We start from the raw sequence: 18,505 nt of genomic DNA on the forward strand, positions 1-18,505 counted from the left end.
GTCAGCCGCGGCGCCGATACCGAGAATTGTGTAGGTGACCAGCGCCGATTACTCGAAGTTTATGCCCGACCGGTACACCGACCACATGCCGGCGCCGACCCCGACGTGGTGGGAGTGGAACGGCAACACCGTCCACGTCGCACGGGCAGTGGCTCCAGACGCACCGGTTCGTGTTCTCGGCATCCACGGCGCCGGCGGCTACTCGGGCGCGTTGTGGCCGTTCGCCGGGATCGGCGTGAAACTCGGAGCCGAAGTCCTCTTCCCCGATCTTCCGCTGTACGGCGACACCGTCGTAGCCGATCCCGCCGGCGTCCGGTACGAGCAGTGGGTCGATCTCCTCTGCGATCTCGTCCGGGCCGAGAAGGCAGCCGACGATCGGCCGCTGGTGTTGTTGGGCGCCAGCATCGGCGGTCTGCTGGCCTACGAGGTAGCCGCGCGGACCGGTCTGGCCGACGCCGTCGTCGCTACCTGCCTGCTCGATCCCTCGAATCCGTCGGCCAGAGCTGCCGCGGCGCGGTTCGGCCCGATGGGTGTCTACGGCGCTCCCCTGATGCGCCGCACCGAACGACTGGTGGGCCGTATCCGCGTGCCCATCCGTTGGGTCGCCGACGTCGCGAACATGAGCAGCAACCGTGAACTCGCGACGCTGTGCGCAACCGATCCGCGCGGTGGCGGTGTTCGGGTGCCACTCGGATTCCTCAGCAGCTACTTCTCGTTCGAGCACACCGCACCCGAAGCATTTCGGACGACGCCCGTTCTGCTCACCCACCCGGCCGCCGACCGATGGACGCCACCCGAACTGAGCTTGCAGTCCCTCCGCCGCATCAACGCACCCACCGAATTCGTGATGCTGGACGGGAGCGGGCACTTTCCCGTCGAAGAGCCGGGCCTGACGCAGTTCCACGACGCCGTCGACACACTGCTGCGCTCCGTCGCCGAGCGTCACCGCACGAAACCGTCGCCACCCGCCTAGCCTGAAGTTCGTGAGCATCGAACCCAAGGCCGAGCCGACGGGAAACGGCGACGAGAGCACCACGACAGTCGTACTGGCGTTTGCGGCTAACGCGCTGATCGCCGGGGCCAAGACGGCGGCCGCCATCGTCACCGGATCTGCATCGATGGTCGCCGAGGCCACCCACTCCTGGGCCGATACCGGCAACGAAGTGCTGCTGCTGATCGCGAACCGCCGCTCGAAAAGGGTTCCCGACCGAGACCAGCCACTCGGGTACGGCCGGGAGGCCTACATCTGGTCGATGTTCGCCGCCCTCGGACTCTTCGCGCTCGGTGCAGGTGTGTCGATCACCCACGGCATCCAGGAACTGTTCCATTCCGAACCGGCCACCGACTTCGGTGTCGCCTACGCAGTCCTCGGCGTCTCGTTCATCCTCGAAGGCATCTCGTTCCGGCAGGCGTACAAGCAACTCCGAACCGAAGCGTCCGCCGTGAACCGTGACGTCATGGCCCAGGCGCTCAACACGTCCGACCCGACGACCCGGGCCGTGTTCGCCGAAGATGCTGCGGCACTGATCGGTTTGGTCATCGCATTCGTCGGCGTCCTACTGCACCAGATCACCGGTTCACCGATCCCCGACGCCCTCGGCTCCATCTTCGTCGGCATACTTCTCGGAGTCATCGCGATCATCCTGATCGATCGCAACCGCCGATTCCTGGTCGGCGAAGAGGCCTCACCGACGCTGCGGGCAGCAGCCGTCGAAGCTCTCACCCAACTACCCGAAATCAACCGAATCACGTTCCTACGCATGGAATACCTCGGGCCACGGCAGGTGTACCTGGTGGCCAGCGTCGATCTGGTCGGTGACTACGCGGAATCCCGAGTGGCCCACACGTTGCGCGAACTCGAACGCTCACTCGAGCAGAGTCCACGCGTCGTGCGGGCGATCCTGACCCTCTCGACGCCCGAAGAACCGTCGATCGCAGTCTGAACTTCCGGCCGGGCGATAGGCTCGTTCGATGCGCGCACTGATCGTGATTCTGGCGGTTCTGGGATTTGTCGTCGGGGGGATTCCCCTGGTGGGCAGTCTGATCGACGTGATGACCAGTCAAGACAAGACCATCGTCTATCAGGGTTCCTACGTACCATTTCGGGACATGCAGATGGCTCGGGACACCGAATCGACGATAGCCACCGCCTACGAACCCTTAGACGGACCGCGCTGGCTCGTCCTGGCCTGCTATCCCCTGATCGGGGCGGCACTGGGCGCAGCGACGGCCGTCGTACTGGGACGTCGCGGGTGGCACCTGACGCGAGCCTGAACAGACGCCGATGGCCACCCGCCGTCTACACGAGGGTGGCCATCGAAGAAGGAATGCTTCAGATGTACATCGCAGGATCGATGTAACTGTTCGGGTCCACCAGCTTTTCCTTGGTGGTCCGTGGCCGCGCCACCGCCGGGATACCCGTCGCGATGGATTCGGCCGGAACATCTCTGGTGACAACGGCATTGGCGCCGATAGCGCTACCTTCACCGATGACGACAGGTCCGAGGATCTTGGCACCAGCGCCGACGGTGACCCGGTCTCCCAGCGTCGGGTGACGCTTGACCTGCTCGAGCGAGCGACCACCCAGGGTGACGCCGTGATAGAGCATCACGTCGTTACCGACCTCGGCCGTCTCCCCGATCACGACGCCCATGCCGTGGTCGATGAAGAACCGTCGACCGATGGTGGCACCGGGGTGAATCTCGATGCCGGTAACGAAGCGTGTCAGCTGCGAGAGCACTCGCGCCGGGCCGCGTAGCGCAGGGACGACCCACATGCGATGCGCAACCCGATGCGCCCAAATGGCATGCAGCCCTGAATAAACGAGCGCGTTCTCCACATTGCTGCGCGCGGCAGGATCCTGACCGCGCGCAGCCTGCAGGTCCTCGCGAATTGTCCCGAGGATACTCACAAGTCTCAGTCCCGGATGTGTTCGAACAGCGGGGTGGAGATGTAACGCTCGCCGAAGTCACACACGACAGCCACGATCAGCTTGCCGGCGTTTTCCGGACGCTTCGCCAACTCGAGTGCGGCCCAGACGATGGCACCGGACGAGATGCCGCCCAGGATGCCTTCCTGGGTTCCGAGTGCGCGAGCGACCTCGATGGAATCGGGGAACGAGACGTCGATGATCTCGTCGTAGATCTCGCGATCGAGGACGTCGGGCACGAAGTTCGCGCCGATTCCCTGGATCTTGTGGGGACCGGGCTGGCCACCGTTGAGGATCGGCGAGTCGATGGGCTCGACGCCCACGATCTTGACCTCGGGCTTGTACTTGCGAAGGGTGCGTCCGACGCCGGTGATGGTGCCGCCGGTGCCGATGCCGGACACGAAGATGTCGACGGCGCCGTCGGTGTCGGCCCAGACCTCTTCGCCCGTCGTTGCCTCGTGGATGGCCGGGTTGGCCGGGTTGGCGAACTGGCTGGCCGAGACAGCATTCTCGGTCTGCTCGACGATTTCCTTGGCCTTGGCGACTGCACCGGCCATGCCCTCGGAGCCCGGGGTAAGGACGATCTCGGCGCCGTAAGCACGCAGCATCACGCGACGCTCGGTGGACATGGTCTCCGGCATGGTCAGGATGACCTTGTAGCCGCGAGCAGCACCGACCATGGCGAGTGCGATACCGGTGTTACCACTGGTGCCCTCGACGATGGTGCCACCGGGCTTGAGTGCACCGGACTTCTCGGCGGCGTCGATGATTGCCACGCCGATCCGGTCCTTGACGCTGTTGGCCGGGTTGTAGAACTCGAGCTTGACGGCGACCTGTGCGTCCAGGCCCTCGGTCAGACGGTTGAGCCGCACGATCGGGGTGCGCCCGACCAATTCGGTCACGTTGTTGTAGATCCCGCTCATATCTGGTCCTCCTGAGGATCGAGTGTGTCGACCCGCTCGCTGATCACTGCTTTACGGCTGAACTGCATAACGGCTGAACTGCTTAACGGCTACAGGCAAGGGCATACAGACGACCGATGCCGCATCGGTTCATCAAATTGAACCAATGCGGCATCAGGCCACTACATACGGGGGCGGTTTATCAGGCCAACCGCTGCTTCAGGGCTTCGAACTCGTCACGAATGCCGGTCGGCAGCTTCTCGCCGACGAAGTCGAACCACTCTTCGATGAGCGGGATCTCGGCCTTCCACTCGTCGATGTTGACCGCGAGGGCCTCGGTGATGTCGGCGTCCGACACGTCCAGGCCGTCGATGTCGAGTGCCGATCCGGTGGGAACGACGCCGATCGGGGTGTCGATGCCGGCAGCCTTGTGCTCGATGCGCTCGACGATCCACTTCAGGACGCGAGAGTTCTCGCCGAAGCCTGGCCACAGGAAGCGTCCGTCGTCGCCACGGCGGAACCAGTTGACGTAGAAGACCTTGGGGAGCTTGGACGCGTCCGCGGACTTGCCGAGGTCGATCCAGTGCTGGAAGTAGTCACCGACGTTGTAGCCGAGGAACGGCAGCATTGCCATCGGATCGCGGCGAACCGTACCGACCTGGCCTTCGGCTGCTGCGGTCTGCTCGGAGCCGACCGTTGCACCCATGAAGACGCCGTGCTGCCAGTCGCGAGCCTCGGTGACCAGCGGAACCGTCGTCTTGCGGCGTCCACCGAACAGGATTGCCGAGATCGGCACGCCCTTCGGGTCGTCCCACTCGGGAGCCATGATCGGGCACTGCGACATCGGGGTGCAGTAACGCGAGTTGGGATGAGCCGCATGGGTGCCCGACTCGGGCGTCCACTCGTTGCCCTTCCAGTCGATCAGGTGCTGCGGGTCGCCTTCGAGGCCTTCCCACCAGACGTCACCGTCGTCGGTCAGAGCGACGTTGGTGAAGACCGTGTTGCCCTGGTCGATGGTGCGCATGGCGTTGGGGTTCGACGACCAGTTGGTGCCGGGAGCCACGCCGAAGAAACCGAATTCCGGGTTGACGGCGTAGAGCTGTCCGTCCTCACCGAAACGCATCCAGGCGATGTCGTCACCGAGGGTCTCGGCGCGCCATCCGGGGATGGTCGGCTGGATCATCGCGAGGTTGGTCTTGCCACAAGCGGAGGGGAATGCCGCCGCGATGTAGTAGGCCTTGTCCTCGGGCGAGATGAGCTTGAGGATGAGCATGTGCTCGGCCAGCCAACCCTCGTCGTGCGCCATTGCCGAAGCGATACGCAGCGAGTAGCACTTCTTGCCCAGGAGAGCGTTTCCGCCGTAGCCGGAACCGAAGCTCCAGATCTCACGATCCTCGGGGAAGTGAGTGATGTACTTGGTGTCGTTGCACGGCCACGCGACATCTTCCTGGCCATCGGCCAGCGGAGCGCCCAGCGAGTGCAGCGCCTTGACGAAGAATCCGTCGGTGCCGAGCTTGTCGAGAACCTTGCTGCCCATGCGGGTCATGACGCGCATGGAGACGACGACGTACTCGGAATCGGTGAGCTCGACGCCCAGCTTCGGATCCTCGGCGTCGAGGGGGCCCATGCAGAACGGCACGACGTACATGGTGCGTCCACGCATGCAACCGCGGTACAGGTCACCCATGAGGGTGCGCATCTCCGCCGGATCCATCCAGTTGTTGGTGGGACCTGCGTCGATTTCTTCCTTCGAGCAGATGTACGTACGCGATTCGACTCGCGCGACATCGGACGGATCGGAGTTGCCGAGGAAAGAGTTCGGCTTCTTCTCGTCGTTGAGGCGGGTGAAGGTTCCTGCCTCGACCAACTTCGTTGTCAGTCGGTCCCATTCTTCGTCCGAGCCGTCTGCGAAGACGACGCGATCAGGCTGGGTGAGTTCGGCAACCTCTTGCACCCATGCAAGCAGTTCCTTGTGCTGCGTGGGGGGCGTGCCGTCAGTTCCATTGAGACCGGGAATGGTCGCTGAGGTCATCAAACTCTCCTGGGGTGAGCCGGAACCGGGTTCTCGTGACACCGGATGCAAACTGCAGCGCCCCGATACCAGTCGATCCCGGTGTCCCCCTCTCGACGGGGTCCAGCCGCGTCATCCACTCACGTGGATTTCACGGACGCCGGGTGTCCTATGTATTGAGGTTAACGCTGGCTGTTCACCTGCAGGTAATCGGGTGCGGTCAGAAATGTCACAGAAACGATTCAGTTGGTGTGTTCAGGTGCCTACCCGGCGCTCAGAGCACATAAACGGAACCTTTTCAGAGCGCTCCGGCATCGATTTTCTGCCACACAAGGGCGCCTTCGTCGTCTCGACTGCATTCCCAGGCCGAGTACTCGCCGTCCGACTCGATCATCGTGAGGCGATCGGCGCTACCGTCGCGATCGAAATCGGACACGATCACGACGTCGTCGTCGGAGTGGACGACACGGCTGTCGACCGTTCCGTCACCGTCCAAGTCGAAGGCGTCGAAGTTCAGGTCGCCGGCATCGACCGGTCCCGACGAGGGCCCGAAGGTCTCGGGCTCGATACGCCCAGGATCGAGCGCTTCGGCTTCGTGCCCGTCGATGTGTCCGGCCGTGATCAGAAATGCGTCCATTACTCCCCCTACTGGATGGTGACCTACCGCTTCGGCAACCCCTACCGAAACCGTCCGCTCAGTATTACCAGACCCCGACGATCAGTCGAGGCCGAAATTGCGGCGCTGTGGAGAACTCTGCACTCGCGGAATGTCAGTAGGCGGCGTTCAAAACGGCGAGGTCGCGCTCGCACGACGCCAGTTGCCCTGATCTGGCCGCGGCAAGCTCACGAAGTTCACCGTCGATCTCCACGATTCGGGCCTGCGCCGACGCCACCTGCTCGCGGCTCTCCGCCATGATCGCCGCTCCCAGATCCGCCTCGGCCTCGAGCAGAACGCTCTGGACTCGCTGCTCCCACTGTGCGCGAACCGTCGACATCGATTCGACGATCCACGACCTCGAGTAGGCACGATCCGCCGTCAGCCCGCGAGTTCGCGCCAACCACCACGCCGCGACGCCACCCAGAACCAACGTCACGGGGATACTCGCGAACTCCAGGGCCGGAATCATCTCCAGCGGAGTCACCGCGATACGGCCGAGGCCGAGACCCGCGGACGCGCCGACAAGAATTGTCACCCGGTCCTCGTTTCCGCGCTGACGGCGCGGCGGGCCCTCCGGAATCCGTGGGGAAGGCATGTATCCGGTCGTGCCCGCCACTTCCACCGCTGCCGCCATCGCGGCATCGAACACCCGGGTGTGATGGTCGACCTCGTGCTGCAGTCGCGTCGGCACGCTGCCCAATTCGGCTCGCGAGGCCGCATCGACCCAGGCACGTGCCCCGGCGACCGTCGCCCGGGTTGCCTCGGCGATTTGTTGTGACAGATCCCCGCGCGCTCGTTGCAGTCGGCTTCGCACCTGCACCAGGCGTTCGCCTCGCCGGCCGTCACGGTCTGCGAGCAACTGTGATCGCTCGGCCCGCAGTTCGGCACCAGAAACGCTGTCACGCAGATTCCGGATCTCTATCTCGATCATCCGGCGCGTCTGCGCGATGACACCGGAATCCGAACCGCCTGCTTCCCTCTCCCGTGCCGCCCGGCTCACGACGGCAACGAGCGACTGCTCTTGACCAGGCGCAATCGGAACCACCGGGACCTGAGCAAAAGCGGTGCAGTGCGAAGCAAGAATCTCGGCATCACGCCGGCGCACAGCCTGCCAGTCTCGGTAGACGTCGATGCGGGTCAGCGCGACCACCACCGGAATCCCGCTCTCTGCAGCGTCGTCGAGAAGTAGAAGATCCTCGCGTCCGATCACACTGGCGGCGTCGACGACCAGAAGTACGACGTCGGCGTCCACCTCGCGTGTCACTGTCGAACAGTCATCAGAAGCATTGAACATCCGGGCGACGTCTTCCCGTCCACACCTCGGTGGGCCGACAACGTAAATTCCAGTGCCACTGGATGTTTCGGCGGCGACCTGGCGACCCGGATCGGATGCCGGATTCCATCGCTGCACCACGCGCAGCACCGAATCCGGAAGTACCGAAACGCTATCCATCGGTCACCGCCGGAGCGGAGCGATCGCCCCCGAGCTGCGCCCACCGACGCACATACCCGCGGCGAATCAGTGAGACCCTTTGTTGCGGAGCCTGTTCCGACTCGTCCACGAGCTCGCCCCACCACCGGCTGCATGTGCCCGCGTCGTCGGCGGTACGAGGATCGGGAGGCTCGCCTTGACGCAGGGCTCGAATTTCGGGGCTCATCATCGCCGCCGCGGCGCAGAACAGCACCGCGGAGTCCGAACTCAGATACAACTCGATCTCGTCCCTGCCCGCAGCGCTGCGCGAGGCAGACCGCCTCAGCGCCGGGCCGATCTGCTCGACCCGGCCCCACCACTGCGCCTCCAGAACAGGTCCGAGAGCCTCGAACAATTCTTCGACGCCGCGCCCGGTCAGTGTCTCCACCGGAACCGTGGGCACGCCGACGGTCTCCGAGATCTCCGCGGCCCGTCCCAGCGCCTCGTCCCAGCGCGGCCCGAACAAGTCAGCCTTGTTCGCAGCGACGACCACACGATCGGAAACTCGGGCAATGGCTCGGCCGTCGACGTCGCGGACCGCGTCGACCACCACGTAGACAACGCAACGACGACCCAGATCGGGGTTCGACGTTCCCGGGACGTCGAACGCGCGCGACTCGGTCACCACAACCGGTGCGCCGACGACTCTGCGCGAGAACCGGTCGTCGCGCCCCAGGATCCGCGCCAACGACGACCGCCCCACCCCGGCTCGCCCGGCGACCACCAATTCGAGCGGCGCGCTCAGCGATCCGAGCACCGAGTGAACCGCCTCTGCGGCTCCCGAATCGATCGACGTCAGCCGATATGCCAGAGCGCGCAAGTGGTCGATCGGCTCCGCGCAGGCGTCGTCGATCGATTCTGCGGGCAACATTCGTGACCAATTACTGCATGCAAATCCTGTGTTCATCCCCACCCCACGTCCCCATCGTGTCGGTGAGATTCTGTCAGGTTCTCGGCAAGGACGGCAGGTGACACCACTCTTTCGCTGGCTGTCCGAAGTCGGCTGTTTCAGGACTTTCCGCAGAAAGTCTCAACTCAAACTTCAGACCCGTCTGCGCTAAACGGGGGTCATGCGTGACAATGGGTTCGTGAACGAAGCCGATCAGCATGCACCGCAGACCCCTGACACGGGGCAGACGGACCACGCCAAGGGGTCCCGTCTCCATCCGAGAGTGACCAGCTTTCGCTCTCGCCGGGGTGCGCTGACCGACGCGCAGCAGCAGGCTTGGGACCGTCAGTGGCCGCTCATCGGCGCCGACGTCTCGGACACACCGCTCGACGCGAACGCCTGGTTCGGACGCGAGGCACCCCTGATCATCGAGATCGGTTCGGGTACCGGCACCGCGACGGCCGCTATGGCCAAGGCGGAACCGCACGTGAACCTGATCGCGATCGAGGTGTACCGCCCGGGGCTCGCGCAGCTTCTCCAGCAGGTCGAGCGTGAAGAGATTCCCAACGTCCGCGTACTACGCGGTGACGCGATGGACGTACTCGAGAACATGGTCGCCCCCGAGTCCCTGACGGGCGTCCGGGTGTTCTTCCCGGACCCGTGGCCCAAGGCCCGCCATCACAAGCGTCGCCTCCTGCAGGGGCCGACGTTCGCGCTGATCGCCAACCGCCTCAAGCCCGGCGGAGTCCTGCACGTGGCAACCGATCACGCCGAGTACGCCGAATGGATCGAAGAAGCCGGCAATGCCGAGCCACTGCTGACCGCACTCGACTGGGAGTCTCCGATGACCCACGAGCGTCCGGTCACCAAGTTCGAGGACAAAGCCCATAAGGTCGGTAGTGCAATCACCGAGCTTATATGGGGGAAGATCAGAGCATGAGCGTCAGCGAACAGCTATCCGACGACGTGACGTCGTCGGAATCTCCTCTCGACTTCGGTCGTGACTCCCGCCACCCCAAGCGGGTGCTTCTGGTCTGGGACGCCCCCAACCTCGACATGGGCCTCGGCGCCATCCTCGGTGGCCGGCCTACCGCCGCCTACCGGCCACGATTCGACGCTTTGGGTCGTTGGCTGCTCTCTCGCACCGCCGAACTGTCCGCACAGAACAGCGGCACGCTCGAGCCTGAAGCGACCGTCTTCACCAACATCGCGTCCGGCAGCGCCGACGTCGTTCGTCCTTGGGTCGAAGCCTTGCGTAACGTGGGTTTCGCGGTGTTCGCCAAGCCGAAGGTCGATGAAGACAGCGATGTCGATTCGGACATGCTCGAGCACATCGCGCTCCGGTACGGCGAGGGCCTCGCCGGAATCATGGTCGCGTCCGCCGACGGCCAAGCGTTCCGCGAACCTCTCGAGGACATCGCAGCAACCGGTATCCCGGTCCAGGTTCTCGGGTTCCGTGAACACGCCAGCTGGGCTGTGTCGTCCGATATCTTGGACTTCGTCGATCTCGAGGACATCCCAGGTGTCTTCCGTGAGCCTCTGCCACGGGTAAGCCTGGACACCCTGCCCGACGAGGGCGCCTGGTTGCAGCCGTTCCGACCGCTTTCTGCCCTGCTCATCGGGCGAAAAAGTGTTGCCGAGTAGGAGTTGATCAGTGTTCGCCAGCTGGGGAAGCATCGTCTATCGAGCCCGCTTCACCGTCATCGCTGTCATGGTGGCGGGGCTCCTCGGGCTCGCTGCGTACGGCCTGAGCCTGCAGGATCATCTCAGCCAGAGCGGCTGGGACGATCCGGGGTCGGAATCGGTAGAGGCTGCAAAACTCGCTGACGGCACGTTCGGACGCAGCACGACGGGTGACGTTCTGGCGCTGTACACGGCGCCGGAGGGCAAGACCGTCGACGACCCCGAGTTCCAAGCGAAGGTCATCGACAATCTGCAGCGGCTCGTCGCCGACAACCCCGACCAGATCATGAAGATCAACGGCTCGTACTTCAAGGTCGACAACGGTCTCTCGGTGGCGGCCCTGGCGGACAAGACCAAGCAACACGCGGTCACCAGCATCGCGATCGCCGGCGACAACGACACCGCGGTGTCCAACAACTTCCGCGACGTCGAGTCGCAGTTCTACATCGACGGCGTCGACGTGCAACTCGCCGGCCTGCAACCTGTCGCGAATTCGCTCAACGACACGATGGCCAACGACATCAAGCGCATGGAAATGCTCGCGATTCCCGCCGTCGGTGTCCTGCTGTTCTTCGTCTTCGGTGGCGTCGTCGCTGCGGCCCTCCCGTTGATCGTCGGCGGTCTGACCGTCATCGGCGCCAACGGCATCATTCGACTGATCACCAACTTCACCGAGGTCAACGCGTTTGTTGCGCCCGTGGTCTCTCTGGTCGGCCTGGGTCTCGCGATCGACTACGGACTGTTCATCGTCAGCCGTTTCCGAGAAGAGATAGCCGAGGGGTACGACACCCCGACCGCAGTACGCCGAACGGTCATGACGGCGGGTAGAACGGTCATGTTCTCGGCGACCATGGTTGCCGTCAGCCTCGGCGGTCTGCTGTTGTTCCCGCAGGGCTTCCTCAAATCGGTGGCCTACGGCGCCATTGCCGCCGTCATGCTTGCCGCGATCTCGTCCATCACGATTCTTCCCGCGATTCTCGGCATTCTCGGCAAGCGGATCGACGCGCTGACCTTCAAGAAACTGCGCCAGACCAAGACCAACGAGGAAATCGAGAACGGTTTCTGGGGCAAGCTCACCCGCTGGGTCATGCAGCATCCGCTCAAGGTCGCGGTCCCGATCGTCGCGGCTCTACTGCTGATGATCATTCCGCTGACGGGCATCAAGTTCGGCGGTATCAACGAGACGTACCTGCCCCCGGACAGCCCCACGCGTGTCGCGCAGGCGCAGTTCGACGAACTCTTCCCCGGCAATCGCACCGAGCCCGTTCGACTCGTCATCGAGGGAGCGGACAACACCACTCTCGGTCAGATTTCCAAGACCGCAAACGCTGCGCCGGGTCTGGTCGAGAAGTTCACCCCGGAGGTTGCGACCAAGGACGGTGTCAACGTCCTCAAAGCCGGTCTGACCGAGCGCAACGAGGCACGTCCCACCATCGACTATCTGCGATCCGCGGATTGGCCCGAGGGCACAACTGTGCTCGTCGGCGGTACTCCGGCCATCGAGCAGGACAGCGTCGACGCGTTGCTCGACCGTCTGCCGCTGATGGTCGTATCGGTCATCCTGCTGACGACGCTGCTGATGTTCTTGACGTTCGGTTCGCTCGTCCTGCCCATCAAGGCTGCGTTGATGAGCGCGCTCGGCCTGGGTTCGACGCTCGGAATCTTGACCTGGATCTTCATCGACGGGCACGGTTCCGGTCTCTTGAACTTCACGCCGGGACCGATCATGTCTCCCGTCCTGGTGTTGATCATCGCGATCGTCTACGGCCTGTCGACCGACTACGAAGTGTTCCTGCTCTCCCGCATGGTCGAAGCGCGAGCGCAGGGCGCGAGTACTACCGAATCCATCCGAATCGGCACGGCACATACCGGCCGGATCATCACCGCTGCCGCACTGATTCTGATCGTGGTCACCGGTGCATTCGGCCTGTCCGATCTGGTGATGATGAAGTACATCTCGTACGGCATGATCTCCGCGCTGATCATCGACGCCACACTGATCCGAATGTTCCTGGTCCCCGCGACCATGAAACTGCTCGGCGACGACTGCTGGTGGGCCCCGGCCTGGATGAAGCGGATCCAGCAGAAGATCGGGCTGGGTGAGCCGATCCTCGACAACGAACTTGTGCTCGCAAACGTCCCGCAGATCGCGCCCGTCGGTGCGATCGCCGGACCGGGTCAGCCGCGCAAGATCGAAGCGGCCTCGCGGGTCATGCCGCCGCCTGCCCCGGCTGCACAGCCGGAAAGCGGACCTCGTGTTCCCGATCCTCTCACCGAGCCCATTCCGCTCAGCGAAATGACGATCAAGGCACCGAACACGGATACACCTGCCGCGGAGAAGCCGGCACCGCGACGTCGTCTCGATATCGGGAGTGCAGCCAGCGCGCCCCAGAACTTGATCGAGGCACCGGTCCCCAATCCTTCGTACCGACCGCAACCGAACACCACCGACAAGCGGAGAAACCCGACGCCCGCTGCGCCGGCCGAGCGTCCCATCGAGAGTTGGTTGTCGGACCTGCGGGCTCGGGAACAGACTCCCCCGGCCTCACGGCCGCTGCCGGTGGTCCGGACGCCTTCGCGTACTAACGGTTCGGCAAGCAGCGGTTCAGGTACCAACGGCTCGAGCCGGAATGGCTCTGCAAACGGTGCTACCAACGGTTCTGCAACAAATGGCGCTGCAACAAACGGCTCGGCCCCGACCTCGGTGGAGGCGACCCCCCAGTCGCCGCCTCCACCGATCGCTCCGGAGCGTCGTCCCACCGAGCCCCGAGTCTCGGATGCCTCTGACGGCGACGACAACGCCACCGGCAGGCACCGACCTGACGACGCAGGCGCCATCAGTGTCAGCGAGCTCATCGCTCGCCAGAAGCGAAGCTGACTCATGATCCAGAAGCGGAGCTGACCTGCTCCTGCTTGGCGAAGGCTCGTGCATAACGAGTCCCGACCAGCAGGAGCAGCAAGCCGACCACCAGGAAGGCAACGCTGCGCACCAGCCCACTGAGCGTGGCCAGGTCGAAGAGGAACAGCTTGGCCACTGCCGCGCTGGTGAGAGCAAGACCAGCTCCGAGCAAAACGCGAGCGTGCTGACGGTTGTTCAGGCCGAGCACCAGCGCTGACGTGGCGGCAAGCATCCAGACGATGGTTGCAACGCTGTGCCCGGCAACAAATCCGGTTGCACTGTCGAAGATTTCGACGCCGGACGAGACGAGCGCACACGTCACCGCGTAGAGGACACCAAACCCTGCGGCCGCCCATAGAACCGCCGCATTCGAATCGGCGATCAACTTCAGTCGGTGAATCGCCCACACCAGCGTCACCAGTGCACCTATCGCCGTCAGGCTCGAGAGTGCCGTGATCGCACCGAGTTGCATGGATGCGGCACGGGCAGTCGTCAACGCTTCCGGCGGAACCGTCGTGAGGTATCCGATCGATCCGATTGCCGCAAAGGCGGTTCCGAGGGCGAAGACGAAGCGCGAACCCGCATACAGCGAGACTCCGAGGAAGATCATGCCGACGGTGAGGACCAGAGGTACGGCCAGAGATTCCGTCGCCCCGGACAAGCAGCACAGCAACAATGCGAGAGCGCCGGTTGCGCCCAGTCCGAATCGTAGTTGCGTCGGCAAAGGCTTGGCCGCCGCTGCAGCGGAAAGTAGTAGTAGCGCTGCAATTCCGTACAGCACTGCGGATTCGGTGCGCCCGAGCACGGCTCCGACGCTCATCAGCGGAAGAGACGAGACAACAAAGGTAGCGGTGGACCACGCCCCTGCAATGCCGTCACGCGAGGGCGAACCCCTCCACTGCACGGCCATCGCGCAGCCGGCCCCCACGATTGCAACCACGCCGGCACTGATCACCAATTGCACTGCACTGTTACCGGATTCGCTGAAGATTGCATTCGACGCTACCGCTACGAGCAGCGCGAGAACCACGGGTACGGTGCGCGCCATACCCAGGTACTTCCAGTCACGACCGAGCTGGGCGGAGAATGTCGCCGACTGGATCGCGAAGAGGAAACCGATGAGGGTCAACGATATTCCCGACGTCAACACGGGAGCCAGCACCGCTGCGCCCAGAACGATCATGAGTGCCAGTGATTCGGAATCCCATTTCACCGCCAAAGCAACCCCGGCCGCGGCAATCCCGAAGGCAATCACCACCGCGAGCGGCGTCGTCACCCAACCGTAGAGAACAGAGGCAGCGACGACGTCGAGGTACATTCCCGCAAAACCGGTGGCAGCCAGAGCAATCGCTCCCACTTTGCCACCTGGTCGTCCGTGGACCCGCACTCCGGCAAACACCAAGGCGCCGGAAAGGAGTGCGCCACCGAGCACCCGCAGCGGCGGTCCGAAGAATCCGGCCTGCGCTGCAAGTACCAGCAGCATCACGACACCGATCAGTGTGACGGCAACACCGGCCGCGGCCAGGAGTCGACTGATGACACCGTCGCGTTGCCACCAGGGCTGGCGAGGTGCGGCAACCGGATACGTCGGCGGCTGCCAGGTGGGCACGTTCTGCTGAGGACGCATTGGCGGCATCTGTGGCGCCGGAGCTGCGGGTGCCGGAACTACCGGCATGGGCGGGGGAACAGTAGCCGAGGCCAGCTGAGTCTGCAGGATCGACAGGTTCTGGCCCATGTGACGCAACTGCCGGCCGATGCTGTCGCACTCGGCCGAGAGGGCGGTCACCAGTCGCGGATCGACGGCGGAAGAACTCGGTGTGGTCATGGCTACGAGCTTGCTGCGTGGCCGAACCGATCAGATGAGTAGTACTACTCGATCAGCCTGGGGACTTCTCGTATTCAACTGAGGACACCTTCGACTGACGGCACCATCGACCGACAGGGAACTATCGCCGAGGCGCTGCATTCCGCAATCGTTCGGAGAGCAACCGACCCGAAGTGTGAAGCGGAGCGGGATCCTGACGCGCCCGAGCGAGGACAAGCGCGCCCTCGAGTGCGGACAGAGCGAGAATTGCCTCGGACTCTGCGTCTTCGCGGGACCAACCGTCGGCTTCGAGGCGCTGAGCCAGCAGCCCCAGCCACGAGTTGTACCCGTCCGCACAAGCACCACGGATGACCTCTGATTCGGTTGCGGCATCCAGTGTTGCCGTAGCCAGGGCGCATCCACGTTCGTAGTCCGAATCCGACAAACGCGCAGCCAGTGCGGCAGCAAATGCCGAGATCGCGGTGGCGGCATCGGGTGAGCTCTCCAGGAGATGCCGGATGAAATCGGCCATTGCCTCACCGCGTCGCCTCAGAGCCTCGCCTGCGAGTTCTTCCTTGCCGCCGGGAAAGTGAAAGTACAAGGACCCCTTGGTGGTCGCGCTCGCCGAGAGCACTTCCGACACACCCGTTCCCGCGTACCCCTTCCGCTGCAACAAGTCGGCAGCGGCATCGACCAACAAATCCCTTGTAGACATAAGTTCAACATACCGATCAGTACACATATCGACAACACTTGAAGTGCATAAATAGCCAAAGCCTTGCATCACTAGACCGATTGGTACATGATTCGAGAATCGAAACCGGAGCGCAGCCAACGACGCTCACGACGGCAAAGGACCAAATCGATGTCACCGAATTCCGCAAACCACACCACGACGACCGTCCTCGGACCGGACGTAGATCTCGCCGGGACTCTCGCGGCCACCGGCGTCCGGATGATGGTTCGAAGCAAACAAACCGAGGGAGGATTCTCTCTTGTACAACACCGCATCGCTCCGCATTCGATGACCTCACCGGTCCATCGCCACAGCCGCGAAGACGAGTACACGGTGGTTCAAAGTGGCCGCGTCGCAGCGATGGTCGGAGACGAGGTCGTCTACGCGGAGACTGGCGCCATGATCTTCAAACCGCGTGGCCAGTGGCACGCCGTGTGGAATCCCGACGACGCTCCAGCACGGATTCTCGAAATCATCACGCCCGGAGGGATGGAAGACCTGTTCGAACTGATGCCGAAACTACTGACCGAAGCAGGTTCCGCCGCGGAATCGGTTGCAGCGCGGGTAGAAGCAGATTTCGGGATCGAATTCGATCTCGTTGCCACCGCCGAGATCGCACAGACGCACGGTGTGGGATTCGGCATCGAAAGTCACTGACCGACTGCCAGCACCTACCGATCAAAGGAAGATTCATGCTTGTACTCACCGGAGCAGAAGACCTCAGCGCCAACCTGAACCAAGAGTTGGGCGTCAGCGACTGGCACGATGTCACGCAGGAGTCCATCGACGAGTTCGCCCGGGTCACCGGCGACGATCAGTGGATCCACGTCGATGAGGATCGCGCGAAGGAGTCACCGTTCGGTGGAACGATCGCACACGGCAACTACACGCTCTCACTCGGACCCATGTTCTCGTATGCGATGTTCTCGCTCGAGGGTTTTGCGTTTGCTCTCAACTGCGGATTCGACAAGGTCAGGTTGCCTGCTCCGCTTCCGGTTGGCTCTCGCGTCCGCATGCGTGCGACGTTAAGCAAAGTCGAACCGATCAATGGCGGCGTCCAGATCACGGTGACGCAGACATTCGAACGAGAACACGGTGACAAACCCGTGTGCGTCGCCGAGATGTTGACCCGCGCGTATCACTGAAAGGTCAGGAGCCGAACATCTTTCGGATCGTGGTACCGAAGGGATGCTTCGCGGTGACGCTGCCGAATCGCACCTTGCCGTGCACCACCAGATGCAGCGGGCCCATCTGCGGGCCGGAACGAACCTTGTTCGACGCGCTTCCCCCGACTGCCTCGACACCGTTCATGTCCACCGTCGCCTCTTCGGGAACGATCAGTGAAATCGAACTGGCGTAGTCGTCGATCGAGATGTTCACGACCTGCGTCTGCATCACAGCGCGCGTGAAATCGATAGTCACACTGGACATTCTGGTATCGACCACGACAGCGGGAGGAACGATCCATGCGCCGTTTCGCGTCACCGTCGCCATTCGTCCACGAATCACGGCAGCATTTGCCGCTCCGTAGTTACCGACTACCGGAGCCCCGACGGGAGCGCGGTAAGGCGGGCTCGGGTGAACCGGCGGCGGCTGGGGTTGGTATGTCGGCGCAGGATACGGCTGGCCTTGGTACATCGGCTGACCTGCATTGGGATACGCGGGTGGGTCGTAGTCGGAGATCAGCGTGATGCCCGGAAGATCGGCGAGAACCGAGTTGAGCTCACCTCGCGTCTTTGCAGCCAAGGCAGTGTCCATGCGCTCGGTGAACTCACCGAGCGAGAGCATCCCTTGACCGACAGCTTTCTGCAGCAGCTCGCCGACGTGCTCTCGTTCGGCATCGGATACGCGTAGATTCCTGGCCTCCATGATTTCCAGGATAAACGTTATTCGAGACCTTGTTCTATTGCGTATCGCGTGAGCTCGACGCGATTGGCCAACTGAAGCTTCCGAAGCGTTGCCTGCACATGGTTTTCGACGGTCCGGTGGCTGAGCGAGAGCCTCGTGGCGATCTGTTTTGCGCTCAGCCCCTTGGCGACAAGACGGAGCACTTCGGTCTCACGGTCGGTGAGCCGAGGCAGCTCGGGTGCGCGATCGTCGGCCGGTGCCGTCGACATCCGGCGGTACTCGCCGAGCACCAATCCGGCGAGGCCGGGTGTGAAGACGGCTTGTCCGTCGAAAGTCGCTCGCACGGCCTCGAGTAGTTCCGCCACCGAAGCACTCTTGACCAGATAACCCGACGCTCCGGCTTTGACCGCGTCGAGGACGTCGTCACGCTCGGCGGAGGCCGAAAGCACCAGTACCTTGCTCTTCGGCGAAACCTCGAGCACCGCGGTGGTGGCGTCGGCACCGTTTCCGTCCGGCAGGTTCATGTCCATCAGAACCACGGCCGGTTGCACGGCGGCGGCTCGGCGGCGCGCACTCTCGACACCCTCCGCCGTGGCGCTCACGGTGAAGCCCGCGGCTTCGAGGTCCCGGGAGACACCGTCGCGCCACATCGGGTGATCGTCGACGACCATCACC

The 18,505-nt window shown here is 63.5% G+C and carries 18 protein-coding genes; 8 read left to right on the forward strand and 10 right to left on the reverse strand.

The window, feature by feature from the left end; translation table 11 throughout:
• The first annotated feature begins 34 nt into the window (after positions 1-34).
• From ACKAMS_RS13910 to ACKAMS_RS13920, 3 genes are read left to right on the forward strand one after another with little or no spacing between them, the layout of a single operon-like run.
• A complete protein-coding gene (locus tag ACKAMS_RS13910; protein ID WP_408989148.1) occupies positions 35-973 on the forward strand; it encodes an alpha/beta hydrolase in 939 nt (312 codons plus the stop codon).
• Between the two features lie 10 nt (positions 974-983).
• Positions 984-1,943: a cation diffusion facilitator family transporter gene (locus ACKAMS_RS13915; protein ID WP_019747118.1), complete on the forward strand. Its 960-nt coding sequence runs from the start codon at positions 984-986 to the stop codon at positions 1,941-1,943.
• A gap of 28 nt (positions 1,944-1,971) precedes the next feature.
• Positions 1,972-2,274 carry a hypothetical protein gene (locus tag ACKAMS_RS13920; RefSeq protein ID WP_020906413.1) on the forward strand — a complete coding sequence of 101 codons (303 nt, stop codon included), beginning with the start codon at positions 1,972-1,974 and terminating at the stop codon, positions 2,272-2,274.
• A gap of 58 nt (positions 2,275-2,332) precedes the next feature.
• Here ACKAMS_RS13920 and epsC read toward each other — a convergent pair whose 3' ends face one another.
• The 6 genes from epsC to ACKAMS_RS13950 all read right to left on the reverse strand — a co-directional run bounded on the left by epsC (position 2,333) and on the right by ACKAMS_RS13950 (position 8,878).
• Entirely contained in the window at positions 2,333-2,911 is a 579-nt protein-coding gene (gene epsC / locus ACKAMS_RS13925) for a serine O-acetyltransferase EpsC (protein WP_019747116.1), read from the reverse strand.
• A 5-nt stretch (positions 2,912-2,916) separates the two neighbouring features.
• The gene (cysK, locus tag ACKAMS_RS13930) at positions 2,917-3,852 is read right to left on the reverse strand and encodes a cysteine synthase A (RefSeq protein ID WP_019747115.1); all 936 of its coding nucleotides are present in this window, start codon (positions 3,850-3,852) and stop codon (positions 2,917-2,919) included.
• Positions 3,853-4,033: 181 nt separating this feature from the next.
• Complete coding sequence (locus ACKAMS_RS13935) at positions 4,034-5,863, reverse strand: phosphoenolpyruvate carboxykinase (GTP) (RefSeq protein WP_020906412.1); 1,830 nt, start codon at positions 5,861-5,863, stop codon at positions 4,034-4,036.
• Between the two features lie 277 nt (positions 5,864-6,140).
• Complete coding sequence (locus tag ACKAMS_RS13940; protein WP_408989149.1) at positions 6,141-6,479, reverse strand: DUF6802 family protein; 339 nt, start codon at positions 6,477-6,479, stop codon at positions 6,141-6,143.
• Between the two features lie 133 nt (positions 6,480-6,612).
• Positions 6,613-7,764, reverse strand: coding sequence for a hypothetical protein (locus ACKAMS_RS13945; protein ID WP_408989150.1), 1,152 nt, complete (start codon positions 7,762-7,764; stop codon positions 6,613-6,615).
• Positions 7,765-7,945: 181 nt separating this feature from the next.
• Complete coding sequence (locus ACKAMS_RS13950; protein ID WP_397510420.1) at positions 7,946-8,878, reverse strand: hypothetical protein; 933 nt, start codon at positions 8,876-8,878, stop codon at positions 7,946-7,948.
• Positions 8,879-9,041: 163 nt separating this feature from the next.
• On the opposite strand from ACKAMS_RS13950, the gene trmB reads away from it, so the two are divergent.
• Genes trmB through ACKAMS_RS13965 form a run of 3 tightly spaced genes read left to right on the forward strand, consistent with a single transcriptional unit; the run spans position 9,042 to position 13,421 of the window.
• Positions 9,042-9,800, forward strand: coding sequence for a tRNA (guanosine(46)-N7)-methyltransferase TrmB (gene trmB / locus ACKAMS_RS13955; RefSeq protein WP_019747110.1), 759 nt, complete (start codon positions 9,042-9,044; stop codon positions 9,798-9,800).
• Entirely contained in the window at positions 9,797-10,504 is a 708-nt protein-coding gene (locus tag ACKAMS_RS13960; RefSeq protein WP_003945733.1) for an NYN domain-containing protein, read from the forward strand. The genes trmB and ACKAMS_RS13960 overlap by 4 nt, the downstream gene beginning before the upstream one ends.
• A 10-nt stretch (positions 10,505-10,514) precedes the next feature.
• Complete coding sequence (locus ACKAMS_RS13965) at positions 10,515-13,421, forward strand: MMPL family transporter (RefSeq protein WP_141487721.1); 2,907 nt, start codon at positions 10,515-10,517, stop codon at positions 13,419-13,421.
• Position 13,422: 1 nt separating this feature from the next.
• Here the strand turns inward: ACKAMS_RS13965 and ACKAMS_RS13970 are convergent, their stop codons facing one another.
• Complete coding sequence (locus ACKAMS_RS13970; protein ID WP_408989151.1) at positions 13,423-15,267, reverse strand: DUF2339 domain-containing protein; 1,845 nt, start codon at positions 15,265-15,267, stop codon at positions 13,423-13,425.
• A 121-nt stretch (positions 15,268-15,388) separates the two neighbouring features.
• Positions 15,389-15,961 (reverse strand): TetR/AcrR family transcriptional regulator, encoded by a 573-nt coding sequence (locus ACKAMS_RS13975; protein WP_019747106.1) that lies wholly within the window; start codon positions 15,959-15,961, stop codon positions 15,389-15,391.
• A 150-nt stretch (positions 15,962-16,111) separates the two neighbouring features.
• Here ACKAMS_RS13975 and ACKAMS_RS13980 point away from each other — a divergent pair, with 150 nt between their 5' ends.
• Positions 16,112-16,639, forward strand: coding sequence for a cupin domain-containing protein (locus ACKAMS_RS13980; protein ID WP_283567140.1), 528 nt, complete (start codon positions 16,112-16,114; stop codon positions 16,637-16,639).
• Between the two features lie 35 nt (positions 16,640-16,674).
• Positions 16,675-17,127, forward strand: a complete 453-nt coding sequence (locus ACKAMS_RS13985) for a MaoC family dehydratase (protein WP_021333131.1) — start codon at positions 16,675-16,677, stop codon at positions 17,125-17,127.
• Positions 17,128-17,131: 4 nt separating this feature from the next.
• Here the strand turns inward: ACKAMS_RS13985 and ACKAMS_RS13990 are convergent, their stop codons facing one another.
• Positions 17,132-17,851 carry a DUF1707 domain-containing protein gene (locus ACKAMS_RS13990; protein WP_019747103.1) on the reverse strand — a complete coding sequence of 240 codons (720 nt, stop codon included), beginning with the start codon at positions 17,849-17,851 and terminating at the stop codon, positions 17,132-17,134.
• 17 nt (positions 17,852-17,868) lie between these two features.
• Positions 17,869-18,501: a response regulator transcription factor gene (locus ACKAMS_RS13995; protein ID WP_047269712.1), complete on the reverse strand. Its 633-nt coding sequence runs from the start codon at positions 18,499-18,501 to the stop codon at positions 17,869-17,871.
• Positions 18,502-18,505: the final 4 nt, after the last annotated feature.

Source organism: Rhodococcus sp. 5A-K4, assembly GCF_046097995.1.
GTDB lineage: Bacteria > Actinomycetota > Actinomycetes > Mycobacteriales > Mycobacteriaceae > Rhodococcus_F > Rhodococcus_F erythropolis.